This window comes from Clostridium sp. ZBS2, from assembly GCF_023845855.1.
Classification (GTDB): Bacteria; Bacillota; Clostridia; order Clostridiales; family Clostridiaceae; genus Clostridium; species Clostridium aquiflavi.
The window spans coordinates 190,660-214,032 of the sequence record NZ_JAMQIF010000010.1 but is presented as its reverse complement, the minus strand read 5'-3'; the positions used below and the strand labels follow the sequence as shown (position 1 = coordinate 214,032).

Below are 23,373 nucleotides of genomic sequence, written 5' to 3'. Positions count from 1 at the left end.
AAAATTAAAGTAGTTCCTTTTTTACATATATGGAAATTTATGTGATTTGCTATATATTTTTAGAAAATTTATAGAATCTTTTTAATTTTTAATTGTAAATTCTAAACAATGAAATAAGAAATTCATTACATCAATTTAAGAAAATATGGGTTATCGGCATTATACATATTCCTAAAAAAATTGAGTATAAAGATAAATTGTTATATCCATATTGACGAGAAGATGGAATTAACTCTTCAAAAGATATATATAGCATTATTCCCATTACAAATGCAAAAATTAAACCTAAAATAAAATCATTAATAAATGGTTTTAAAATAAAAAAAGAAACAAGAGCCCCTAAAGGTTCTGATAAACCAGAATACAATGTGTATTTAAATGCTTTTCCCTTACTACCAGTAGAGTAGTAAATTGGCATAGCAACAGCAATACCTTCAGGTATATTATGCATAGCTATGGCTAAAGAAATAGACATTCCTAATGTGATATTTTGATAACTTGACATAAAGGTAGCAATACCTTCAGGAAAATTATGTAGTGTAATTGCAATCATTGATACAAATCCTACTCGAAAAAGATTTAAATGCTTATTACTATCATGCTCATTTATATTTTTAGATTCATGTGGAACGAATTTATCAACAAGCATAGCAAATATTACACCACTTAGCATATAAAAGATTGTTAGCAATACACCATAGACATTTCCATAATATTTTACTAATGTTTCTTCAGCATGAGGAAACAAGTCAGTAAAAGAAACGCAAATCATTACTCCTGAAGAAAATCCAAGAGCAAAAGTAATTATTTTATCACTTTTTTTCTTTATAAATAATACAACAACAGCACCTAATACTGTTGAAATTCCAGCAAAAAAAGAAAGTAATAAGGCAATATATGCATTATTAGTCATTTATTTTACACCTCTTTAATTATTGCTATATTTTTATATATTCTTAAAGTTATAAGAAAATTACAAAAAAATAGATATGTTTAAGAATAAAAAAACAATGCTCACTACATTAAAGATATCTTTTAACATAGTGAGCATTGCTTTTTTTAAATAATATTAAAAAGGAGTCGTAATTTATTGTTTCCAAATAGTTTCAAATGAAATTTTTATATATTCCAATGAGAATATATTTGCATTTAAGTTCATTACTAACTCTACTTATATTGTAGCAGATTTAAATTAAAAAACAAGTATGTTTTCACAATTCGGAAAATATTTTGAAAATTTAAATAATTATTTATTTTTAAATAATTTCACTTTTGAGGTAAAATATTACATTGAGTTGCTTTCATTTTATGTAGTAATAAACTAAGTGTGTTCTACTGAATTAATAAGTAATGCATGTGATATGACATACAAAAATGTTTATGAATATATATGACCATTAGGGATTGAAAGAGCTTTATCAAATTTTGAAAAAGTAATAAAAGATAAAAAATCTCAAACTATGCAAATGCAATATCAATTGACAGCTTGTCAATTATGGATAGAAATTTCAGATATTCTTGGAAAACCTCAATTAGTAGAATCAAACAATAGAAATGGTTTGACAGTTAATGATATTTAGAAAATAAAGAGAAAATTAAACAATCTTGGTTAGAGAAAAACTAAGATTGTTTAATTTATCATTTTTTCATTTAAAAAATATATGTCTAAACGGGACTAAACAATGTCAATGTAGAGCGTACAAATTAATTATTATGGTCTAAACTAATATTATGAAGATAATAATTATCATTATCGAATTTGAAAAAGATTTATTTTATTAAGGACAATTAATTATTTTATTTATATAATTTAAAATTTATAAATGAAAGTATAGGCGGTAATATTATGAATTTAGCAGAAGGAAAAATAGATAATACGTATGCTATCGAACAGTTAAATTTGCCATTGAATGTAGAAAAACATTTGGAATCTTTAGGAATGATTTCTACACTTTCAATATTGTCATACACTATTTGGATTATACAAAGAAAAATTAAAGATATTAAAAGAGGGAAGTTTTGTAATTGCAATTGCTCAAATTGTGCATCTAAAAATTGCAAATAAAGATTAGTTATTAATTAAAAACTATAAAAAGTTCGCTATGTTTTAAAATAGTGTTGATATTATAGTATAAAGCTCATGGACAGAGGAATTTACTTTAAGAACACTAAAATAAAGCTTAGTCCAATTAATGCATGCTCCCAATCAAAGATTGTTGACAAGCAATTAATTTGACAAATCTTCATTAAGGGTTCTAAAAAAGCAAATTCCAATGCCAGTTCGCCCTTATACTATAATATCAACATTCACTTAAAACATAGTTAAAAAGTTAAATAAAAAGGAGATTAAAATGAATAATAGAACAAAATTACTTACAGAATCACCATTTAAACTTATGCTTTCATTAAGTATACCAGCTGTTTTAGGTATGCTTGTAGTAGGTCTTTATAATTTGATGGATGCAGTATTTGCAGGACAGATGATTGGTTCAACTGCAATGGGAGCTATCTCAATTTCATATCCATTCACATTAATTAATAGTGGAGTTGCAACACTTATAGGAGTTGGTTCTGCATCAGTATTATCAAGAGCTATTGGTAAAAAAGATCAAAAAACAATTGATTCCATTATGGGAAATCTTATAATGATTGTATTTATATTATCACTTATAATTACTGTAGTTGGCATTATTTTTACAAAACAAATATTATCAGTTACGGGTGCTGAAGGTGAGATTTTAAATGGCGCTGTTCGCTATCTTAAAATTATATTTATTGGTTCATTATTTGTAAATTTCTTTCAAAGTGCTAATATGGTAATGAGAGGAGAAGGAGCATTAAAACAATCAATGCTGATTGTAGGTAGTGGAGCTGTTTTAAATATAATTCTTGATCCAATCTTAATAAGTATATTTAATAAATTTAATATGGGAATTGAAGGCGCAGCTTATGCTACTATAATTTCACAATTTATACAAGCTATTGTTACCTTAATGTATTTTGTAAGAAAAAGCGAAAATTTAAAAATTAATAAAATTAAATTGGCTATGAATATTTTACCTGAAATATTTGCAGTTGGACTTTCAGCAATGCTTATGCAAGTAATGACATTATTATATCAAACATTTATTTTTCATAGTGCTTCAAAGTATGGTGGAGGAACTTCTCAAATTTTATTAGGAGCTGCCTTAAGAGTTCAAACATTTTCATTTATTCCATTATGGGGAATTAGTCAAGGTTTCCAACCTGTTGCAGGTACTAATTACGGTGCTGGAAAATATGATAGAGTAAAAACTATGACATTAGTGTTTATTGCAAGTGCACTTGTATTATCTTTAGTTTTCTATTTACCAGTTGAAATTGCACCAGGAACAGTTCTAGCATTATTTATTAAAGAGCCTGATATAATCCAACAAGGACTATCTAATTTTAGAATTATGTTTAGTACTTATATTTTCCTTGGAGTTTTCATAATGGTTGTTACATTATTCCAATCATTAGGAAAAGCTAAAAAAGCAAGTATTATAGTACTATTACGTCAAGTAATACTTTTTATTCCTCTTATTATGATTTTACCAAAATGGCTTGGATTTAAAGGCATTTGGATGGCAATTGGTTTAAATGACGGAATACTTGTTTTAATTACTATTTATATGATGATATTTGAATTTAAATCTTTATCATCAAAAACAAATGTTAAAGCAAATCTTGATGCAGTTTAAATATAAATAAGGACATGCTTTAAGTGAATGTTGATATTGTATTAAAATATAGCGACAAATAAAAGTAATTAATTATAGAAGAAATTAATATGTAATAAAAGAAAACTTTAAAATATAAAATTAAGAAATTAAAAAGAGGAAGGAGAAGCTACTCATTAAAATATTCAAAAATAAATAACAAGTTTTGAGTAGCAGAGTTTATGATGCAGGGAATAGATATTGTTCAAGATCATGAATTTTTAAACAGAGTCTCTTCTGTTGAAAAACTTGATAAGGATGATTATAGAACTATATATAAAATGAATTGTAATGAAGGTCTTGGATTAATGACAGTATACAAAGTATTTACAGGTATTGAATTGGTATATAATGAATTTGAAGCAACAACTTGTTTATGCGATGTACCAGTATACGATAATATAATTGAAATAAATCATTGCAAAGAAGGAAGAGGAGAATGTATATTGCTCGATGGTAGTTCTTTATATATGGGGGAAGGTGACCTTTCTATTAATATGATGAGTAATCATGCAGATACAATTGGTTTTCCACTTAAGCATTATAAAGGGATTTCAGTTATTATATATATGAATGAAATTATTAATAAAGTACCTGAAATTTTGAAGGATGTTAATATTGATATATATAGTTTGAAAGAGAAATTTTGTAATAATAATAAATGTTTTATTATGAGAGCTAAAGATAAGATTGAACATATATTTTCTGAGTTATATTCGGTGCCAGAATCAGTACAAAAGGCTTATTTTAAGTTAAAAGTTTTAGAGCTTTTAGTATTTTTAAGTATTATAGATCCTTCAGAAGAAGAAGAAGAAAAAGAATATTATTCAAAGGATCAAGTAGAAATAATTAAGCAAATAAAGAGATTTATTACAGAAAATATGCAATGTAGATATACAATTGAAGAATTAGCCAAAATGTATTGTATAAGTCCTACAACGTTAAAAACATATTTTAAAGGAGTATATGGAACTTCAATTGCATCATATATCAAGGAATACCGAATTAAAAATGCAGCTATAAGTTTACGACAGACTAAAAATAGTATAGCAGACGTGGCTTTAAGTGTTGGATATGAAAGTCAAAGTAAATTTGCAGCTGTTTTTAAAAAGATTATGGGTATAAGTCCTTTAGAGTATCGAAAAAATGTTTAGAAGATATAATGACAGCATTAGTATTTAAAGGATTAATTAGACGTTATGTATTAACTTTACTCTTATTTTAAATAGCTTGTCCCTATATGTCTTATATACGAACAAGCTATTTTTTTTATTTACCAAAATGTCCAAATGGAGCTAAAATTTGTTTTTTTGGAGCAGACAATAAAGAGAAAAAAATATATAATATTAGTATACTAGATAATAATTTATGTCACAGAAAGGGGAAGTATTTTAATAATTTAATGGTTAATTTTTCTGCCTATCATATGAATAAATGTTCATGTGATAACATAATAAAATGACTATATATTAATGCAAATTTAAATTTACAATGGAAATAAAAGACTATGTTTTAAAACATAGTAGAATAAAAAATGAAGGAGAGATTAGAATGAAGAAAAAATTTAAATTAAAGGATTTAGACTGTGCAAATTGTGCTGCAAAGATGGAGAATGCTATTAATAAAATTGAAGGTGTTAATGAAGCAAGTATAAGTTTTATGGCACAAAAGCTTACAATTAATGCAGATGATGAGAGATTCGATGAAATCATGAAGAATGTGGTTTCTGTATGTAAAAAAGTAGAATCAGATTGTACTATTGTGTTAGAGTAGGGGATAGAGATGAGTAAGAAGCAAAAGGTAATGGTTACACGAATTGTATTAACTGCAATCATATATATTTTATTGATATGCATTCATCATTTTAGTGTACTACCATATAATCTACCTAAAATTTATATGTCTATTTTATTTTTAATTCCATATGCTTTAATTGGATGGGACATTATATATAAAGCTGTTTTAAATATTACACATGGACAAGTTTTTGATGAAAACTTTTTGATGTGTGTAGCTACATTTGGTGCATTTGGAATTGGAGAGTATTCAGAAGCAGTTGCAGTTATGTTGTTTTATCAAATAGGAGAGTTTTTTCAAACATATGCAGTTAATCGTTCAAGACAATCCATCACAGAATTGATGAATATATGTCCTGAGTATGCTAATGTTGAAAAAGGTGGACAGCTTGAACAAGTTGATCCAGATGATGTTTCTATAGGAGATATAATTGTTATTAAAGCTGGAGAGAGAATTCCATTAGATGGAATTGTAGTTTCAGGAAGTTCAATGATTGACACTGCTGCATTAACTGGAGAATCAGTTCCAAGGAAAGTTAATGCTGGTGATGAAATTATTAGTGGTTGTGTAAATACTAATGGATTAATAAAAGTTAAAGTTACTAAAGAGTTCGATGATTCTACTGTATCTAAAATATTAGATTTAGTTGAAAATGCAAGCAGTAAAAAGGCAGAAGTTGAAAATTTCATTACTAAATTTGCAAGATATTATACTCCTATAGTTGTTTATTCAGCTTTAATTCTTGCATTATTTCCACCTTTAATATTAGGTTATAATTGGTCAGAGTGGATTGGACGTGCTTGTATATTTCTTGTAATATCATGTCCATGTGCTTTAGTAATTTCTGTACCACTTAGCTTTTTTGGTGGCATAGGGGCAGCTTCTAAATCTGGAATATTGGTAAAAGGAAGCAACTATTTACAAGTACTTGCTAAAATGGACACTATCGTGTTTGATAAAACTGGAACTTTAACTAAAGGAGATTTCAAAGTTTCAGAGATTAATGCAGCTGGTGTAAGTAAAGAAATGTTATTAAAATATGCTGCATTAGCAGAATGTTATTCAGATCATCCAATTTCAAAATCAATTAAAGAGGCTTATGGTGAGGAATTAGATCTTGAATTAGTGAAAGATGTAGAGGAGATATCAGGACGTGGTATAAAAGCAAATATTGCTAATCACACTATTCTTGTAGGTAATAATAAATTAATGAAAGATATGAACGTATTTTATTTACAATGCAATAGTATGGGAACGATAGTATATGTTGCAATAGATGAAGAGTATATTGGAAGTATTGTAATTTCTGATACTATTAAGGAAGAATCACATTTAGCAATTAAGGAATTGAAAAAACTTGGTGTAAAGAAAACTGTTATGCTAACTGGTGACAAAGAAGAAGTTGGTATGGCAGTAACTGAAAAATTAGGAATCGATGTAGTTTATGCAGAATTAATGCCAGCAGACAAAGTTGAAAAGGTTGAGATGCTTTTAAATCAGTTACCATCTAAACAAAAATTAGCTTTCACTGGAGATGGAATAAATGATGCACCTGTTTTATCACGTGCAGATATTGGGATAGCAATGGGAAGCATGGGTTCAGACGCTGCTATAGAAGCTGCTGACATTGTATTAATGGATGATAATCCTCAAAAAATAGCTACTGTAGTTAAAATAGCACGTAAGACATTAAAAATTGTAGGTGAGAATATTGCATTTGCACTAGTTGTAAAAGCTGTTGTTTTAATGCTAGGTGCATTTGGACTAGCTAATATGTGGGAAGCAGTATTTGCAGATGTTGGGGTATCCGTAATTGCAATTCTAAATGCTATTAGAGCTTTAAAAATAAAATAGTATATTTTTAGGATTATATATTATATTTTGTAATGTGACATGATAAATTTAGTAGATTATAAACCTTGCTTCTCTTATAAAAATTGGATTTTATATTTAAATGAGGATATTTCAATTATGAAAAATCCTCATTTAATATTTAGGTCTATTAACATTAAAATAACTTTATTAGAATAACCACATTAATAGAAAATACTCAGGACAAATATGAGAAGCTGAAAAATGAACATGGACTTTCTATGTTTATTGAAGGAAGTAATTGTAATGTATTGTTCGATACTGGAAAAACAGGAGATTTTATTGAAAATGCTAAAAAATTAAATATTGATCTTACAAATACTGATATTTTAGTTTTAAGTCATGCTCATTATGATCATTGTGGTGGGGTTAAAACATTGCTAGAAACTTATAACATAAAACCTAAGCTTGTGGTAAGCAATAATTTTTTTGATTTAATGTTATTCGTAGTTACATAAATTTTAAAAATAATGCCATATATTTAAAAACTATTAATAAATGTTGAATTTATCAGAAATATTAAATATAAAATTATAGGGCTAAAATAATTTTTTAATATAGTTTTGTAGTTCGTGCAATTCCTGTACTGTTTCTTTTAACGATAAAAGGTTCATATTCTAGTCTCATAATGCAAGATCTGTTTTGTGAATTTGAAGATTTACTATTTATTTTTTTCAATATAATATTAACACCTTCAGTACCTTTATTTTCTATAGCATGATCAACTGTTGTTAAAGATATTTTTTGCAAAGATGATAATAGGGTATTATCAAAACCACAGACTGAAAAATCATTTGGTATTTTATATTTCATTTCTGTTAACGCATCCATAATTCCAATAGCTACCATATCATTAGTTCCAATAAAGGCTGTTACATCAGTTTTTTCTGCTAATAATTTTTTTGTTAAGTTATATCCTGTTAAATATTCAGTTTTATCTAAAGGATACTTAGTAGTATTTTGAATGTCTTCATTTTTTATTATAATGTTATCGATATCAACATTGTGATCATAAAAGCTTTTTTTCAATCCATTAAGTCTTTGAATTCTTGGGATTTCATGTGCAAGTAGTGGAGTAGAAATATAAGCTACTTTTTTATGTCCAAGAGATAATAGATGTTCACCTATAATATAACCTGTTTTATGGCTATTTAATTCTACAGAATCTAAGTCTAAATCTTCATTTTTATCACTAATCAAGACAACAGGAGCAGAAGAAACTAAGTCTTTTATTTGTGAAACTAAAGTAGATTGATATAAATATATAATCCCAGCTACTTTAAGATTTGAATACATATTTAAATAATGTTTTTCAAGCTTAGGATTTCTCATTGTAGGTGCTATAAATATAGAATATCCATGTTTATTTGCTTGCTCAGTAATAGAATGTATCAGCATAGTATAATACAAATTAGAAAGAGATGGACACATTATTATAATAAGCTTTGATAAAACTGTATCACTACATGTCTTTTTATTTTTATTTTTTTCATATCCTAGAACTTTTGTAGCGTTAAGAACTTTTTCTCTTGTTTCATAAGAAAAAGAAACATCGGGTCTATTATTCAACACCATTGAAACAGTTGATTGAGAAACCCCAGCATAGTCAGCAATATCTTTTGTTGTTATCTTACGATAAGACGTCAAGTAAACCACTCCTTTTCTTTTAAACTTAGTATACAAAATAGGAATAAAAAAGACAAATAGTTAATTAATAAATAAATTTATTATTAATGGATTTAAGGGGTTTTATTAATAATTAGTATTAATATTTATTAATAAAATGTTAAATTTATTAATAGTAAAAAAGATATATGAAAATTAGTTTCATATATTTAATCAAAAAACTATTTTTAAAACATAGATCTTTTTATACAAAAGGCTATGTTTTAGCAGCGTGTTGATATATGCATAAGCAAAGTGGACTGAGTAATTGAACTTAAGAATATTAATAAATAACAAAGAGAGCTTTTCACTAAAACAATTAAGTTTATTAAAAAGAAAAAAATATTAATTTTATAATGTTAGAGTTATTAATAACTGAGTATTTGACTTGATTGACAGCTTGTTTAAGTCATATTTATAATGGCAATATACAATATATTTGCTAGCAAAAATAAATATATTAAAAGGGTGGTTATGCATGATTAATATAAAGATAAATTCAATATCAGATTATTTACATCACGATTTTTTTTGTTCTTGTGGGAAAAATCATAAAACTGATTTAGATTATGTAGAGATATCAGAAGGTGCAATAAAAAAAATACCTGAATTTATTAAAAGAAAGTCTTATAAAAAAATATTTATGGTTGCAGATAAAAATACATATGTAGCAGCTGGAAAACAAGTAGAAGATGAATTTAAAACAGCAAATATTGAAATAAGTAAGATTGTATTGGATGAAGATGAAGTTGTTCCAAATGAAGAGACTATAATGAAAATACAACTTGCAATGGAAAGTAATTATGATCTTATATTAGGGGTAGGCACTGGAACTATCAATGATATGTGTAAATATATAAGCTATAAGCTAAAAATAGATTATATTATTGTAGCTACAGCACCATCAATGGATGGGTTTGCTTCAGTAGGAGCAGCACTTATAACTAACAATTTAAAAACAACATATGATGCTCATGTTCCAACAGCTATTATAGCTGATGTAGACGTTTTAGCAAATGCTCCTATGAATATGATAACAGCGGGACTTGGAGATATACTAGGAAAGTATACTTGCTTATGTGATTGGAAAATTGCCAATATTGTAAATAAAGAGTATTATTGTAAAGAAATAGTTGAAATGGTTGAAAAATCTATAAAAAAAGTAGTGGAAAGTGCAGATCAAGTAATGCTACGTTCAAAAGAAGCAATAAGCAATATTACAGAAGCTTTAATAGGAACAGGAATTGCAATGAGTTTTGTTGGTAATTCAAGACCAGCATCCGGAAGCGAACATCATATTTCTCATTATTGGGAAATGAAATTCTTATTTGAGGGAAGAAAACCTGTGTTACATGGAACTAAAGTAGGGATTGGAACAGTAGCTGTTATAAAGACATATGAAATGTTATTAAAAGAAAAAATAGATTTTAAAAATGCCAGAAAATATGTAGAAAATTACGATCAAAAAGCATGGGAAGAAAAGATGATACAAAGCTATGGCTGTGCAGCAAACGGAGTAATAGCTTTAGAAGCGAAAACAAATAAAAATTCAAAGAATCTTCATGAAAAGAGAATAAAACGAATAGAAGAACATTGGGATGAGATAACAAAAGTAATAAATGACTCATTACCTAATGTGAAAGTAATAGAAGATATTCTATTATCTTTAAATGCACCAATTAATCCTAAACAAGTTGGCGTTGATTATGAAATGATTAAAGATAGTATATTAGTGGCAAAAGAAGTTAGAGATCGTTATACACTTTTACAATTGCTATGGGATTTAGGTATTGCAGATAAGATGTCAGAAAAAATTGCTGACTATTTTGAAAGTGGACAAAGTCAATATATAGAGTTAAATAACAAGTATATGGAAGATAAAATAGAAAAAATTAAATGTTTTATTTTAGATATGGATGGAACTATTTATTTAGGTAAAAATTTGTTTGATTTTACTAATGAATTTTTAGATACAGTAAAACAAACAGATAGAGAATATTATTTCTTCACAAATAATTCATCAAAAAGCCAAGAAAGTTATATTGAAAAATTAAAGAATATGAATATAATTATTGAACCAAAACAAATGATGATCTCAACTCATGTAATGATAAAATATTTAAAGAAAAACTACCCTGGGAAAAGTGTTTATGTTGTAGGAACACAATCTTTATTGGACGAATTTAGAAAGTTTAATATAGAGTTAAACGATTGTGATCCTGATATTGTAATCATAGGGTTTGATACAAGCCTTACTTATAAAAAGCTTGAAAAGGCATGTAGTTTTATAAGAGAAGGAAAAACTTATTTTGGAATTAATCCAGATTTAAATTGTCCAATGGAAGGAAATACATTTATTCCTGACTGTGGATCAATGGCAAGGTTAATTGAAAGTTCTACAAATAGATTTCCTGAGTTTTTTGGTAAACCTTCTCATCATACATTAGAATATATAATTGAAGAAACTGGATATAAAGAAGATGAAATTGCAGTTGTTGGAGATAGATTATACACAGATATAGCAGTAACTAAAAATAGTGGTGTTTTATCTATATTAGTATTAAGTGGAGAAACTACAAAAGAAGATATTGGTAAGAGTAGTGTTCAACCAGACATAATTGTAGATTCGGTAGCTGACATTACAAACTTAATTAAAAACAAAGCTGTATCTTAATTGAAGAGTCTGTTTCAAATATATCTAAGAAGTTAATATTGAGTATAATCAAATTCGAATGCTAGTTTTTCCTTATATTCAATATTAACATTCGCTTAAATATAGCAAATAAAGATATATATGTTTTTTGATACAGCCATATCTCTAAAGTATAGAGAAAAATAAAAGTAGAATTTGTGAGGTATAAAAGTTATGGGTAAGTATGCTATTGGTATTGATTTTGGGACTTTATCAGTTCGTACATTATTAATTGATATAAAAACAGGAGAAGAGTTATTAACTAAAATTTATGAATATCCACATGGAGTAATGGTTGATAATATTCCAACAGGAGAAGAACTAGGAATTGACTGGGCTTTACAACATCCTAAAGATTATGAAACAGGGTTAATTGAAACCTTAAAAGGGATTATGGATGAAAATTTAGTAAATAATGATGATATAGTAGGAATAGGTGTGGATTTCACCTCTTCCACTATATTACCAACAACAAAAGAGGGTATTCCTCTTTGTTATTTATCAGAATATAAACATAATCCTCATGCTTATGCAAAGCTATGGAATCATCATTCAGCGCAATATTGTGCTGATGAAATTTACAAAATTGCAAGTGAGACAAATCAAAAATGGTTGTCTTTATATGGAGGGAAAATTTCAAGTGAATGGATGATACCTAAAATTATGCAAATTGTAAAAGAATCTCCTAAGGTATATGAAGCAAGTGGTAGAATTTTAGAAGCGTGTGACTGGATTACATGGTTATTAACAGGTGAAGAGGTAAGAAGTGCTTGTGCAGCAGGATATAAAGCTTTTTATCATCATGAAATGGGATATCCAAGTAAAGAGTTCTTTAAATCATTAAATTCTAAAATGGAAAATGTGGTAGATGAAAAATTATCTACTAATATTAAATCTATAGGTGAATGCTTAGGGTATTTAACTAAAGATATGGCTGAAAAAACAGGATTAAAAGAAGGTACTCCAGTAGGGGTTAGTATTATAGATGCTCATGCTTCTGTAGCTGCAAGTAAGATTGATGGACCAGGAAAAATGCTTATAATTATGGGGACATCTTCTTGTCATATGTTATTGTCTGAAACAGAAGAAGGAATTCCAGGAGTTTGTGGAATTGTAAAGGATGGTATTCTTCCAGGATATTTTGGATATGAAGCTGGACAATGTTGTGTGGGAAATCATTTTGCTTGGTTTAAAGAAAATGCCTTACCAGCCAAATATAAAGAAGAAGCAAAAAAATTAGGTATTAGTGATTTTGATTTATTAAACAAAAAATTAGAAAACTATAAAGTTGGACAGAGTGGACTTATAGCATTAGATTGGTTTAATGGAGTAAGATCAACTTTAATGGATTTTGATTTAACAGGTATGATATTAGGAATGACATTAAAGACTAAACCAGAAGAAATTTATAGAGCATTAATAGAAGCAACTGCTTATGGGACAAGAGTTGTTATTGAACAATTTGAAAAGCATGGTGTTCCAGTTAATGAAATATGTGTAGCTGGAGGAATACCATTAAAGAATCCTATGTTAGTTCAGATATATGCAGATGTATGTAATAAAGAAATAAAAATAATAGACACTAAGCAATCAGGAGCTTTAGGAAGTGCGATTTTAGGAATTGCAGCAGCTAAAGAAGAAGTGACAGGATATAAAAATGCTAATGATGTAGCTAGACATTTAGGTAAAGTAAAAGAAGGTACATTTAAACCTATTCATGAAAATGCAGTTACATATGATAGCTTATACAAAGAGTATTTATTACTTAATGATTATTTTGGCAAAGGTGCAAACGATGTCATGAAAAGATTAAAAAATATTAAAGCGACAGCAAAGCATAAATAATAGGCTATGTTTTAAAATAAACACCAATGTTTTTATATAGGACGTTGGTGTTTATTTTATTATTTTATTCCAGACACGTAATACATTTCTTCATTATCGATGCTTTTATCAATATAAAAATAATTGTTCATTATGATTATGGTATTTTCTACTGGAGGAAGTACATTGTATTTTATTTGAGGTTTTTTTAAATGTACATTATTTATTTTTTCTTTACTATCTGAATGAGCAATAACTATTTTACCATCTTTATTTAAAAGGTTATAAAGTTTGTTAAACAGTGCATACTTATCTTTAAAATGTGGATAAGCTGAGTAAATAAAAATATAGTCAAATGTATAATTCTCAAGATTCATAATATCATTTACAATAAATTCAACTCGTTTATCATTATACTTACTTTTACATACCTTAATCATATTCTCAGAATTATCAACGGCAACGATTTTAGTAGGAGATTTTTCTAATAAATAACTAATTAATATACCCGTTCCTGTTCCAACATCAAGTATTTTAGAACCACTTTTTATATCTGATAATTCTATAATTCTTCTGATTTTTTTATCGTCATGTGTACACATTTCATCCCACTTAAATGCAACACTATTAAAAAATTCTAAATCATCCATTTATAATTACATCCTTATCTATTTTATTTTCAATAATTTTAATTATTATTGGTATTAATATAAGTTGAATAATTATTCCCCATATTCCCTTTATAAAACTACCTGTTAAGAATGAAGCAAGTACAAAGCCATTTCCTGAAACAGTTAACAAAATATAATTTGTTATACCTGAAATTAATCTACCTATAATCATAGCAGTTATTAAAGATATAAAAATATTATACTTTTTATTTTTGTACATTAATCCTGCTATTAGCCCATAGCTTGAAAGTTCAAATGCCATACATATTCCTATTGGATATATAGGAGGCATTCCTGAAATAATTGAATTAATTATTGGAGTTATAAATCCTATAAGTAAGCCATATTTTTCTCCAAGGATAAATCCACAAAGTAATACAGGTATGTGCATAGGTAAGAATATATTACCTGGTAATCCTGTCATATGAAAGGTATATGGAATTATTATTCCTAGTGCTAGGAGTAATCCAGCTCGTACTAGATTTTTTGTCTTTTCATTCATTTTTAATTTCTCCTTATAACCAAATATTTATTAGTACTCTAAAAGTTTTCTTTACAATATTTTTATTATGAATTATTTCTTTTAGAACAGTTATCATAGAAGAATTTTTTTAAAAGTAAAATAATATTATATATAATGATTATTTTTTAGGAGATAAATACATGTATATTTTAAAAATGGAAAATGGATTTATAGTGCCAGTAAAATATGTAAAAGCAGAAGATTTGTATGGAATTGAAAATATAGATTACTTAGATAATAAAAATTTTTATATGAATCAAATAAAAGATAATGATGTAGAAGAATATGCAGATTTAAAATATACTAACAGTTCTTGCAAAAAGATAAATATGGAAGAAAATAAAGTTTTAAGTTATGGAAATTGTAATAACTGTAAAATGAATTGTAGTTTACAAAAAAATAAAGAAGAATTGGCAATGAAATTTACTGAAAGAGCAATTGAAGATGTTAAATTAGGAAAAAAACAGAAAATAAATGCTATATGGCTTGAAATTTCGGGTTGTTTTGGGCAAATAATATCCTTACTTGATGCAAAGGATCCAGATGTTTTATATTTACTTAAAGAATTTGTTAATTTAAATTATTTTGGTAGTATATGTGGAGATTCAGGTGAAACAGCTTATGAAAGAATATTACAAACTTTAAATACTGATTATGTGTTTGTTGTATGTGGAGCAGTCCCATTAAAGGATAATGGATTGTATACAACAATTGCTACGTATAAAGGCAGAAAAATAACGGCTATGGAGGGAGTTAAAACTATAGCCCAAAATGCAAAATATATTGTTACAGTTGGAACTTGCTCTTCTTATGGTGGACCCACTGCTGCTAGACCTAATTTATCTGACGCTGTTAGTGTTAAAGAATTTTTAAAAAGAGATGATATTATTGCAATTCCAGGATGTCCAGCAAATCCAGTTTGGATTATGGGGATTTTGGGATATCTTACTTCTTATGGAGCACCAGAACTAGATAGCGATGGAAGACCTACAGCATATTATGGACAGACAATTCATGATAATTGTTTAAGAAGAAGATTCTTTGATGCAGGAATATTTGCAAAGAAGCTTGGGGATGAAGAATGTATGTTTAAGTTAGGATGTCAAGGACCAGTGACTTATGCATATTGTCCAATAAGCAAGTGGAATGGAACTGAAAATTGGCCAGTTAGAGATAATACAAACTGCATAGGATGTGCTGGACCTAAATTTCCAGACGGCAATGAGCCATTTGTTAGATATGGAGGGGTTTAGACATATGACTAAAATAATAATTGATCCTATAACAAGAGTAAGTGGACTGTTAAGTATTGAGGTAGAGATTGAAAATAATAAAATTATTGATGCTAAAAGTAGTGGCAGTCAATTTAGAGGTTTTGAGCAAATATTTCAAGGAAGATCACCTTTAGATATTATATATTTAGCACCAAGAATATGTGGAATTTGTTCTACTCATCATACAATGGCTGCAACTTTAGCTTTAGAAGATGCAATGAAAGTTACGCCAGATTTTAATGGCAAAATTGTACGTGATATTGCTAATGGATTTGAATTACTTCAAAATTATTTAAGGCATATTTATTTATTTGTGTTTCCTGACTATGTAGATATATTACATTTAAATCCATTATATAAGACTGAATCGGCTAAACAGGCTGATTATAGATTATCTAAAGCTGATACAGATAGGATAAATTCTGATTATTTAGAAGCAGTAAAATACAGCAGAGAAGCACATAGAGGAGTAGCTGAATTAGCAGGAAAAGTACCACATTGTCATGGAATATTTGTAGGAGGAACAACTACAAACATTAATATTCAGCAGATAGAGAACATTAAATATAGTATTAATGTAATAAGTAGTTTTGTTGAAGAAAAACTAATACCAGATGTTTATAGAATATCAGAAGTATATAATGATTATTTTAAAATTGGTAAAGGTCATGGAAATCTAATGTGCTATGAATTATACAATGATTATTCACCACCAATAAAGTATTGTGCACCAGGAGTAATTATAAATGGGGTAAAAGAAACATTTGATATTAATAATATTACTGAGAGTGTTGCTAAAACATGGGCAAATGGAACTTCAGAAACAATTATTCCAGGATTAGATGAACCGGCAAAACCTAATGCATATAAAGAGAATGCATATAGTTGGATAAATGCTCCAAGATATAATGGACATGCTATGGAAGTAGGGGCATTAGCAAGAATGACGTTAAATGGAGGATATAGTGGGGGAATATCTACAATGGATAGAATTGCAGCTAAGTCTTTAGAAGCAAAAAGAATTTGTGAAACAATAAAAGTTTTGATAGAAATGCTTAAATTAGGAAAAGCATATCAAAAAGAGTGGGAGATGCCTGAAAAGGCAAAAGGAATTGGTTTAATAGAAGCAGAAAGAGGTGCTTTAGGGCATTGGTTATCAATAGATAAAAAGCTTGTTTCAAATTATACTTTAATACCTCCATCAGCTTGGAATTTATCACCTGAAGATAGTAAAGGAATAAAAGGCACCGCTGAACAAGCTTTAATAGGTACACAAATAAATGATATTAAATATCCAGTTGAAATAGGAAGAATAGTTAGAAGTTTTGATCCATGCTTAAATTGTGCTGCTCATATTGTTAGTGATAGATATGAACCTTTTAACATAAATATAGTATGATAAAAATTTTTGGTGTGGGAAACATACTCCTTTGTGATGATGGGATAGGAGTAAAGATAGTAGAAAAAATAAAAGATGAAATAGAGAAACTCAGTAAAGATATAGAGGTTATAATTGGAGAAACTGATTATATGTATTGTTTGGACTGCATAAACAAAGAAGATATTGTTATTATAGTTGATAGTACGTATTTAGGATTAAAGCCGGGGGTTATTTCTATTTTTGATTTTAAAGAATGTGATAGGTTTATTACAAATAGTAGAGATGAGCATAATGAAAGTTTATTAAAGATTTTAAGAAAAGAATATAGAGAAGTAAATGGGTATTTAATAGGTATAGAGATAGAAAATATAGATTTCTCTTTAGAGTTATCTAAAACTTTAAAAAATGAATTCTTAAATATATCAATTAAAGTATTTAATGAAATAAAAAATATACTTAAAAGGATTTATGGTGAGGATTATGCATGAAGTATCTTTAATGAGTTCGGTAATAGATATGGTTGAAGATAATTGCAAGAAAAATAATATCAATAAGGTGACTAAAATTATTTTAAAAATAGGAGAATTTTATTATATTGAAAAATCGTATCTTATTTTTGCATTTGAAGCATTAAGTAAAAATGGAATTTGTGAGGGTGCAAAATTAGAAATAAATGAAATTAAGGCAAAAGCATATTGTAAAAAATGTCAACAAGAATTTTCAATAAGTTTTACAAATAAAAAATGTCCTAAGTGTAATTGTTTAAGTAGTGAAATAATTTCAGGTTATGAGATGTTACTTTATAGAATAGAAGGGGAATAATCATATAAAAAAGAAGTGGGGAATATGATAAGAAAAAAGATTGTAATTAAAGGAAGAGTACAAGGTGTTGGCTTTAGACCATTCGTTTATAGGATAGCATTAAATAATAATTTAAAAGGATATGTTAAGAATTCTAATAAGGGTGTAGTTATAGAAGTTCAAGGTAATTCTAAAAATGTAGAAAATTTTTTAGAAGAAATCAAGGAAAAACCACCAGATTTAAGCTATATAGATGAAATAAAAATAGAAGATGGAAAATTAGGAAGTTTTAAAGAATTTAAAATTCTAGAAAGTAGTGTAGATAATAAAGAGATTACTTTAATATCTCCAGATATAGCAACATGTAAAGAATGTGAAAAAGAATTGTTAAATATAAACAATTCTAGAAGATATAATTATGCTTTTATAAATTGTACTAATTGTGGACCAAGATTTTCTATTATAGATAATCTTCCTTATGATAGAAAGAATACTTCAATGAGTAGGTTTGAAATGTGTTTTGAATGTACTAAAGAATATAGAAATCCTATAAATAGAAGATTTCATGCAGAACCAACATGCTGCACAAGTTGTGGTCCACAATTAACTCTTTTAAATAATGAAGGACAAGTAATTAAAAATGTTAATGAAATAGAGGAAGTTAAAAAGTATTTAAAAGAGGGGAAAATTATATGTGTAAAGGGGATAGGAGGATTTAATCTTATATGTAATGGTAAGGATGGAGATTCAATAGAAAAGCTTAGAATTAGAAAGAATAGAAAACGTAAGCCGTTAGCTTTGATGATGCGGGATATAGATGTTGTTTATAAATATTGCAATATAAATTCAATAGAAGAAAAGATTTTAATTGGGAATAAAAAACCAATACTACTTTTAGAAAAAAAGAATAATTTACTTCCTTATAATATTTCATTTAATAATAAACGATTAGGAGTAATATTGCCATATAGTCCAATTCATTATTTGTTATTTGATGATGAGATAGATGTTTTAATATTTACCAGTGGGAATTTAAGCGGAACTCCTATTATATATGATAATTTCAAGGCAATGAACAAGCTTAAAAATATCTGTGATTACTTTTTGATTCATGATAGGAATATTAATAACCCAATAGATGATTCTGTAGCAATTGTAACGTTAAATGAGGAAAGGCTTATAAGGTTAGGGAGAGGCTATGCACCATTATCTTATAAATATAACTTAGAAAATAATATTTTATCTTTAGGTTCTCAATTCAAAAATACATTTTCTTTAAGCTGCAGAGAGTATTTTTTTACTAGTCCATATATTGGAGATATGGATAGTATTGAATCTATTAAGTATTTTGAAAAACATTTAAATTTTATACAGAATATCTATAATATTAAACCTAATATAATTGCTTTTGATAATCATCCTAATTATTGGTCAAATGATTTTATTGATGAAAAGCAACATAAAACAAGAAAATTATATAATAATTGCAATATGATAGGGGTATATCATCACCATGCCCATATAGTTAGTTGTATGTTTGAGAATAATGAGAGAAACAAAGTTATTGGTGTTGCTTTTGATGGCGTTGGGTATGGAGAAGATGACCAACTGTGGGGTGGAGAATTTTTAATATGTGATTATAAAAAATTTAGAAGAGTTGGTCACATTGAAAATATTGTATTACCTAGCGGTGATGGGGCAGTAAAAGAACCATGGAAGATTGGGATTTCATTAATATATAAAGCTTTTAGAGAAGAAGTGTGGTACAAAGAAAATAATTTCAATTATGAATATGATAAGAAATTTACAGATAATATTTTTTATGTTATACGTAATTGTTTAAATAGCGATTCAAAAAATAAAATACAGGAAGTTAAAAAAAATTTTAAGGATAAGCCAATTAATTTCATTATTAATATGATTGAAAAAAATATTAATTGTCCTTTAACATCTAGCATTGGAAGGCTATTTGATGGAGTAGCTAGTATTTTAGGATTTACGGGTATTGTAAATTATGAAGGTGAAGCTGCCTTGTATTTACAAAATTTAGCAGAAAACTTTAAAAATTCATTAAATAATAAGATTTTATATAAAGATAAATATAGATATAAAATAATTAAAAAAAATTCAATTTATATAATAAATACTAATAAAATTATATTAGAAATTTTAATGGACATACAAAATAACTTACGCAAAGGTGAAATAGCACTAAAATTTCACAATACTATAATAGATTTTTCACATAAACTTTTACTTAAAATTAGAGAAGAGGAAAAATTAAATACAGTAGCTTTGAGCGGAGGAGTGTTTCAAAATTCAATACTATTAGAAGGATTATATATTAAATTAAAAGATGATAATTTTAATATTTTAACTCATAAAATTATACCTTGTAATGATAGTGGATTATCTATAGGGCAGATTATTATAGCAAATGAATTGGAGAAGGTGTAAATATATGTGTGTAGCAATTCCTGGTAAGGTTTTAGAAATATATAATAAGGATGCATTAATTCAGTTTGGAAAAATAAATAAAGTGATAAACATAGAATTGATAGAGGATTTAAAAAAGGGAGAATATGTATTAGTACATGCAGGATGTGCAATAGAAAAAAAGAATGAAGAAGAGGCTTTAGAGATATTAGAAATATTTAAAACATTAATAATGTGATATTTTGCTTAGGTAAGATTTTGTAGTAACATAATATAATTTAATGGCTATGTTTTAAGTGAATGTTGATATTGTAGTATAAAGCTCATGGACAGGGGAATTTGCTTTAAGAACTCTAAAATAAAGCTTAGTCCAATTAATGCATGCTCCCAATCAAAGATTGATGACAAGCAATTAATTGTACAAATTTTCATTAAGAGTTCTAAAAAGTAAATTCCAATGCCAGTTCGCCCTTATACTAGAATATCAACACTATTTTAAAACATAGCGAATTTAATAAAGGGAAAATGATATGTATATTAATAATTTAAAGAAATCAGAAGAAATAGAAATAGCTCTTAAGTTGATAAAGAAAATAAAAGAAAAAGCAACGAAAATAGAAGAAATAAGAATAATGGAAGTATGTGGTACCCATACAAAAAGTATTTATGATAATGGAATAGATAAATTATTACCTAAAAATGTGAAAATGATAGCGGGTCCTGGATGCCCTGTATGTGTAACACCACAAAATTACATTGATAGTGCTATAGAATTAAGCAAGAAAGAAAATATAATAATAACTTCATTTGGAGATATGATCAAAATTCCAGGGACAAAAAGTTCCCTAAGAGAAGAAAAGGCAAGAGGGAGGGATATAAGAATTATTTATTCACCTTTAGATGCTTTAAAAATAGCACAAGGAAATAAAACTAAAGAAGTAGTATTTTTAGCAGTAGGATTTGAAACAACAGCACCTTTAATAGCATTGGCTTTAAAGGAAGCAAAAAGTAATAATATTAATAATTTTTCTATTTTACATTCCTTAAAAACTATGCCAAATGCAATGGAAACATTAATTTTAGATGAGACGATAAAGATTGATGGATTTATATGTCCAGGTCATGTAGCAACAATAATAGGAAGTAAAGTTTTTGAGGAATTATCTAAGAAATATAAATTACCAATGTTAGTGTGTGGTTTTAAAGCTATAGATATATTATGTGGAATACTTTCTATAATAATAATGAAGGAAAAAGGTGAATATAACTTTATAAATTTTTATAAAACCTTTGTTAAAGAATTTGGAAATAAAAAAAGTAAATCATTATTAGAAGACGTTTTTATAAATGGGGATAGTATTTGGAGAGGGCTAGGAAATATTAAAAATACAGGTTATAAATTAAAAGAAGAGTATATTTTTTTTGATGCGAATATAAGATTTGCATTAAAAGATAAGAATATTATATCAAATAAAAATTGTATATGTGGAGAAATTTTAAAAGGGATTAAAATACCAAAAGATTGCACATTGTTTGGAAAAGTGTGTACTCCAAGCAATCCCATAGGACCTTGCATGGTATCTAGTGAGGGTACTTGTGGGATAGTATATGAAAATTTATAATGTGGCGTAGCCACTTTGTTTTTTAGGAGGTAAAGATGGGTATTATAACTTTAGCACATGGTAGTGGAGGAGAAGAAACAAATAAACTAATAGAAAATATATTTATAAAATACTTTAATACTGAGGAATTAAAAAAGCAAAATGATTCAGCGATATTAAATGAACTTAATGGTAAAATTGCAGTAACAACAGATAGCTTTGTAGTGGATCCAATATTTTTTAAAGGTGGAGATATAGGAAAGTTAAGTATTTGTGGTACTGTAAATGATTTGGCAGTAAGTGGATCAACTCCATTATATATTACAGCAGGATTTATTATTGAAGAAGGTTTTGAGATAGAGAATTTAGAAAAGGTAGTAAAATCAATGACTATTACTGCAAAAGAAGCAAAAGTTAAAATAGTGGCTGGGGATACAAAGGTTGTAGAAAAAGGACGAGGACATAAAATATATATAAATACTACTGGAATTGGAGTGATAGAAAGTTATGGATATATATTAAAAGGTAGTAATGTAGAAGTGGGAGATAAAATAATTTTAAGTGGAACCATAGGAGAACATGGTATGTGTATAATTAACGAAAGGGAAAAATTGTCGGTAGAATCTAACATTATGAGTGATTGCGCTGCTTTGAATATTTTAACTAAAGAAATTATTAAATGTACCAAGGAAATTAGAATTATGAGAGATCCAACAAGGGGTGGGTTAGCTAATACCCTAAATGAATTAGTAAATATAAGTGGAAAAAGTATGAAAATTTATAAAAGAGATATACCTATAACTGAAGAAGTTAGGAGTTTTTGTGATCTTCTAGGTTTTGATCCTTTATATGTTGCTAATGAAGGAAAGTTGATTTGTATAGTTAGTAAAAATGAAGCAGAAAAAGTATTAAGAGTGATGAAGTCAAATGTACTTGGGAAAGATTCAGCTATAATTGGTGAGGTTATAGAAGATGATAGAAAATATCTTTACATTGAAACAGATTTAGGTTCAACCAAAATATTAAAAATGGCACAAGGAGAGTTATTACCAAGAATATGTTAAGTTCAATTACTCTATCCACTTTGATTATGCAT

Annotated in this window: 19 protein-coding genes and 1 pseudogene; 16 read left to right on the top strand and 4 right to left on the bottom strand. The window is 27.3% G+C overall.

Translation table 11 applies throughout. The features are described from left to right. Positions 1 to 130: 130 nt before the first annotated feature. The gene (gene zupT / locus NG918_RS07365) at positions 131 to 913 is read right to left on the bottom strand and encodes a zinc transporter ZupT (RefSeq protein WP_252213988.1); all 783 of its coding nucleotides are present in this window, start codon (positions 911 to 913) and stop codon (positions 131 to 133) included. Between the two features lie 933 nt (positions 914 to 1,846). Between zupT and NG918_RS07360 the strand changes: the two genes are divergently transcribed. The 6 genes and pseudogenes from NG918_RS07360 to NG918_RS07335 form a co-directional block, all read left to right on the top strand. Beyond that, positions 1,847 to 2,065: a FeoB-associated Cys-rich membrane protein gene (locus NG918_RS07360; protein ID WP_252213987.1), complete on the top strand. Its 219-nt coding sequence runs from the start codon at positions 1,847 to 1,849 to the stop codon at positions 2,063 to 2,065. Between the two features lie 286 nt (positions 2,066 to 2,351). Continuing rightward, entirely contained in the window at positions 2,352 to 3,722 is a 1,371-nt protein-coding gene (locus NG918_RS07355) for an MATE family efflux transporter (protein WP_252213986.1), read from the top strand. Positions 3,723 to 3,922: 200 nt separating this feature from the next. Beyond that, the gene (locus NG918_RS07350; RefSeq protein WP_309556810.1) at positions 3,923 to 4,894 is read left to right on the top strand and encodes a helix-turn-helix domain-containing protein; all 972 of its coding nucleotides are present in this window, start codon (positions 3,923 to 3,925) and stop codon (positions 4,892 to 4,894) included. Between the two features lie 397 nt (positions 4,895 to 5,291). Next, positions 5,292 to 5,513 carry a cation transporter gene (locus NG918_RS07345; protein WP_252213985.1) on the top strand — a complete coding sequence of 74 codons (222 nt, stop codon included), beginning with the start codon at positions 5,292 to 5,294 and terminating at the stop codon, positions 5,511 to 5,513. 9 nt (positions 5,514 to 5,522) lie between these two features. After that, entirely contained in the window at positions 5,523 to 7,391 is a 1,869-nt protein-coding gene (locus tag NG918_RS07340; protein ID WP_252213984.1) for a heavy metal translocating P-type ATPase, read from the top strand. 167 nt (positions 7,392 to 7,558) lie between these two features. Next, positions 7,559 to 7,843: pseudogene (locus NG918_RS07335) on the top strand (MBL fold metallo-hydrolase); the annotation flags it as partial. A 118-nt stretch (positions 7,844 to 7,961) separates the two neighbouring features. On the opposite strand, the gene NG918_RS07330 reads toward NG918_RS07335, so the two are convergent. Continuing rightward, positions 7,962 to 9,065 (bottom strand): LacI family DNA-binding transcriptional regulator, encoded by a 1,104-nt coding sequence (locus NG918_RS07330; protein ID WP_350339624.1) that lies wholly within the window; start codon positions 9,063 to 9,065, stop codon positions 7,962 to 7,964. Between the two features lie 487 nt (positions 9,066 to 9,552). Here NG918_RS07330 and NG918_RS07325 point away from each other — a divergent pair, with 487 nt between their 5' ends. Together NG918_RS07325 and NG918_RS07320 are read left to right on the top strand one after the other, a co-directional pair. Further along, the gene (locus NG918_RS07325; RefSeq protein ID WP_252225521.1) at positions 9,553 to 11,748 is read left to right on the top strand and encodes an iron-containing alcohol dehydrogenase; all 2,196 of its coding nucleotides are present in this window, start codon (positions 9,553 to 9,555) and stop codon (positions 11,746 to 11,748) included. 192 nt (positions 11,749 to 11,940) lie between these two features. Continuing rightward, a complete protein-coding gene (locus NG918_RS07320) occupies positions 11,941 to 13,611 on the top strand; it encodes a ribulokinase (RefSeq protein ID WP_252213979.1) in 1,671 nt (556 codons plus the stop codon). Positions 13,612 to 13,670: 59 nt separating this feature from the next. Here NG918_RS07320 and NG918_RS07315 read toward each other — a convergent pair whose 3' ends face one another. Both NG918_RS07315 and NG918_RS07310 read right to left on the bottom strand, forming a co-directional pair. Beyond that, on the bottom strand, positions 13,671 to 14,240 hold the full coding sequence (locus NG918_RS07315; RefSeq protein ID WP_252225520.1) for a class I SAM-dependent methyltransferase: 570 nt from the start codon (positions 14,238 to 14,240) through the stop codon (positions 13,671 to 13,673). Next, positions 14,233 to 14,763, bottom strand: coding sequence for an ECF transporter S component (locus NG918_RS07310; protein ID WP_252213975.1), 531 nt, complete (start codon positions 14,761 to 14,763; stop codon positions 14,233 to 14,235). The genes NG918_RS07315 and NG918_RS07310 overlap by 8 nt, the downstream gene beginning before the upstream one ends. 398 nt (positions 14,764 to 15,161) lie before the next feature. Between NG918_RS07310 and NG918_RS07305 the strand changes: the two genes are divergently transcribed. From NG918_RS07305 to hypE, 8 genes are all read left to right on the top strand, one after another. Further along, positions 15,162 to 16,037, top strand: a complete 876-nt coding sequence (locus tag NG918_RS07305) for a hydrogenase small subunit (protein ID WP_502800130.1) — start codon at positions 15,162 to 15,164, stop codon at positions 16,035 to 16,037. 4 nt (positions 16,038 to 16,041) lie between these two features. Continuing rightward, positions 16,042 to 17,457 carry a nickel-dependent hydrogenase large subunit gene (locus tag NG918_RS07300; RefSeq protein ID WP_252225519.1) on the top strand — a complete coding sequence of 472 codons (1,416 nt, stop codon included), beginning with the start codon at positions 16,042 to 16,044 and terminating at the stop codon, positions 17,455 to 17,457. Further along, positions 17,454 to 17,927, top strand: a complete 474-nt coding sequence (locus NG918_RS07295; protein WP_252225518.1) for a hydrogenase maturation protease — start codon at positions 17,454 to 17,456, stop codon at positions 17,925 to 17,927. The genes NG918_RS07300 and NG918_RS07295 overlap by 4 nt, the downstream gene beginning before the upstream one ends. Beyond that, positions 17,920 to 18,261: a hydrogenase maturation nickel metallochaperone HypA gene (gene hypA, locus NG918_RS07290; protein WP_252213967.1), complete on the top strand. Its 342-nt coding sequence runs from the start codon at positions 17,920 to 17,922 to the stop codon at positions 18,259 to 18,261. Before NG918_RS07295 ends, hypA begins: the two co-directional genes overlap by 8 nt. Before the next feature lie 24 nt (positions 18,262 to 18,285). Next, positions 18,286 to 20,697, top strand: coding sequence for a carbamoyltransferase HypF (hypF, locus tag NG918_RS07285; protein WP_252225517.1), 2,412 nt, complete (start codon positions 18,286 to 18,288; stop codon positions 20,695 to 20,697). 4 nt (positions 20,698 to 20,701) lie between these two features. Further along, positions 20,702 to 20,914, top strand: a complete 213-nt coding sequence (locus tag NG918_RS07280; protein ID WP_252213963.1) for a HypC/HybG/HupF family hydrogenase formation chaperone — start codon at positions 20,702 to 20,704, stop codon at positions 20,912 to 20,914. Between the two features lie 292 nt (positions 20,915 to 21,206). Continuing rightward, positions 21,207 to 22,298: a hydrogenase formation protein HypD gene (gene hypD, locus NG918_RS07275; RefSeq protein ID WP_252225516.1), complete on the top strand. Its 1,092-nt coding sequence runs from the start codon at positions 21,207 to 21,209 to the stop codon at positions 22,296 to 22,298. A gap of 35 nt (positions 22,299 to 22,333) precedes the next feature. Next, a complete protein-coding gene (gene hypE, locus NG918_RS07270; protein ID WP_252225515.1) occupies positions 22,334 to 23,341 on the top strand; it encodes a hydrogenase expression/formation protein HypE in 1,008 nt (335 codons plus the stop codon). Positions 23,342 to 23,373: the final 32 nt, after the last annotated feature.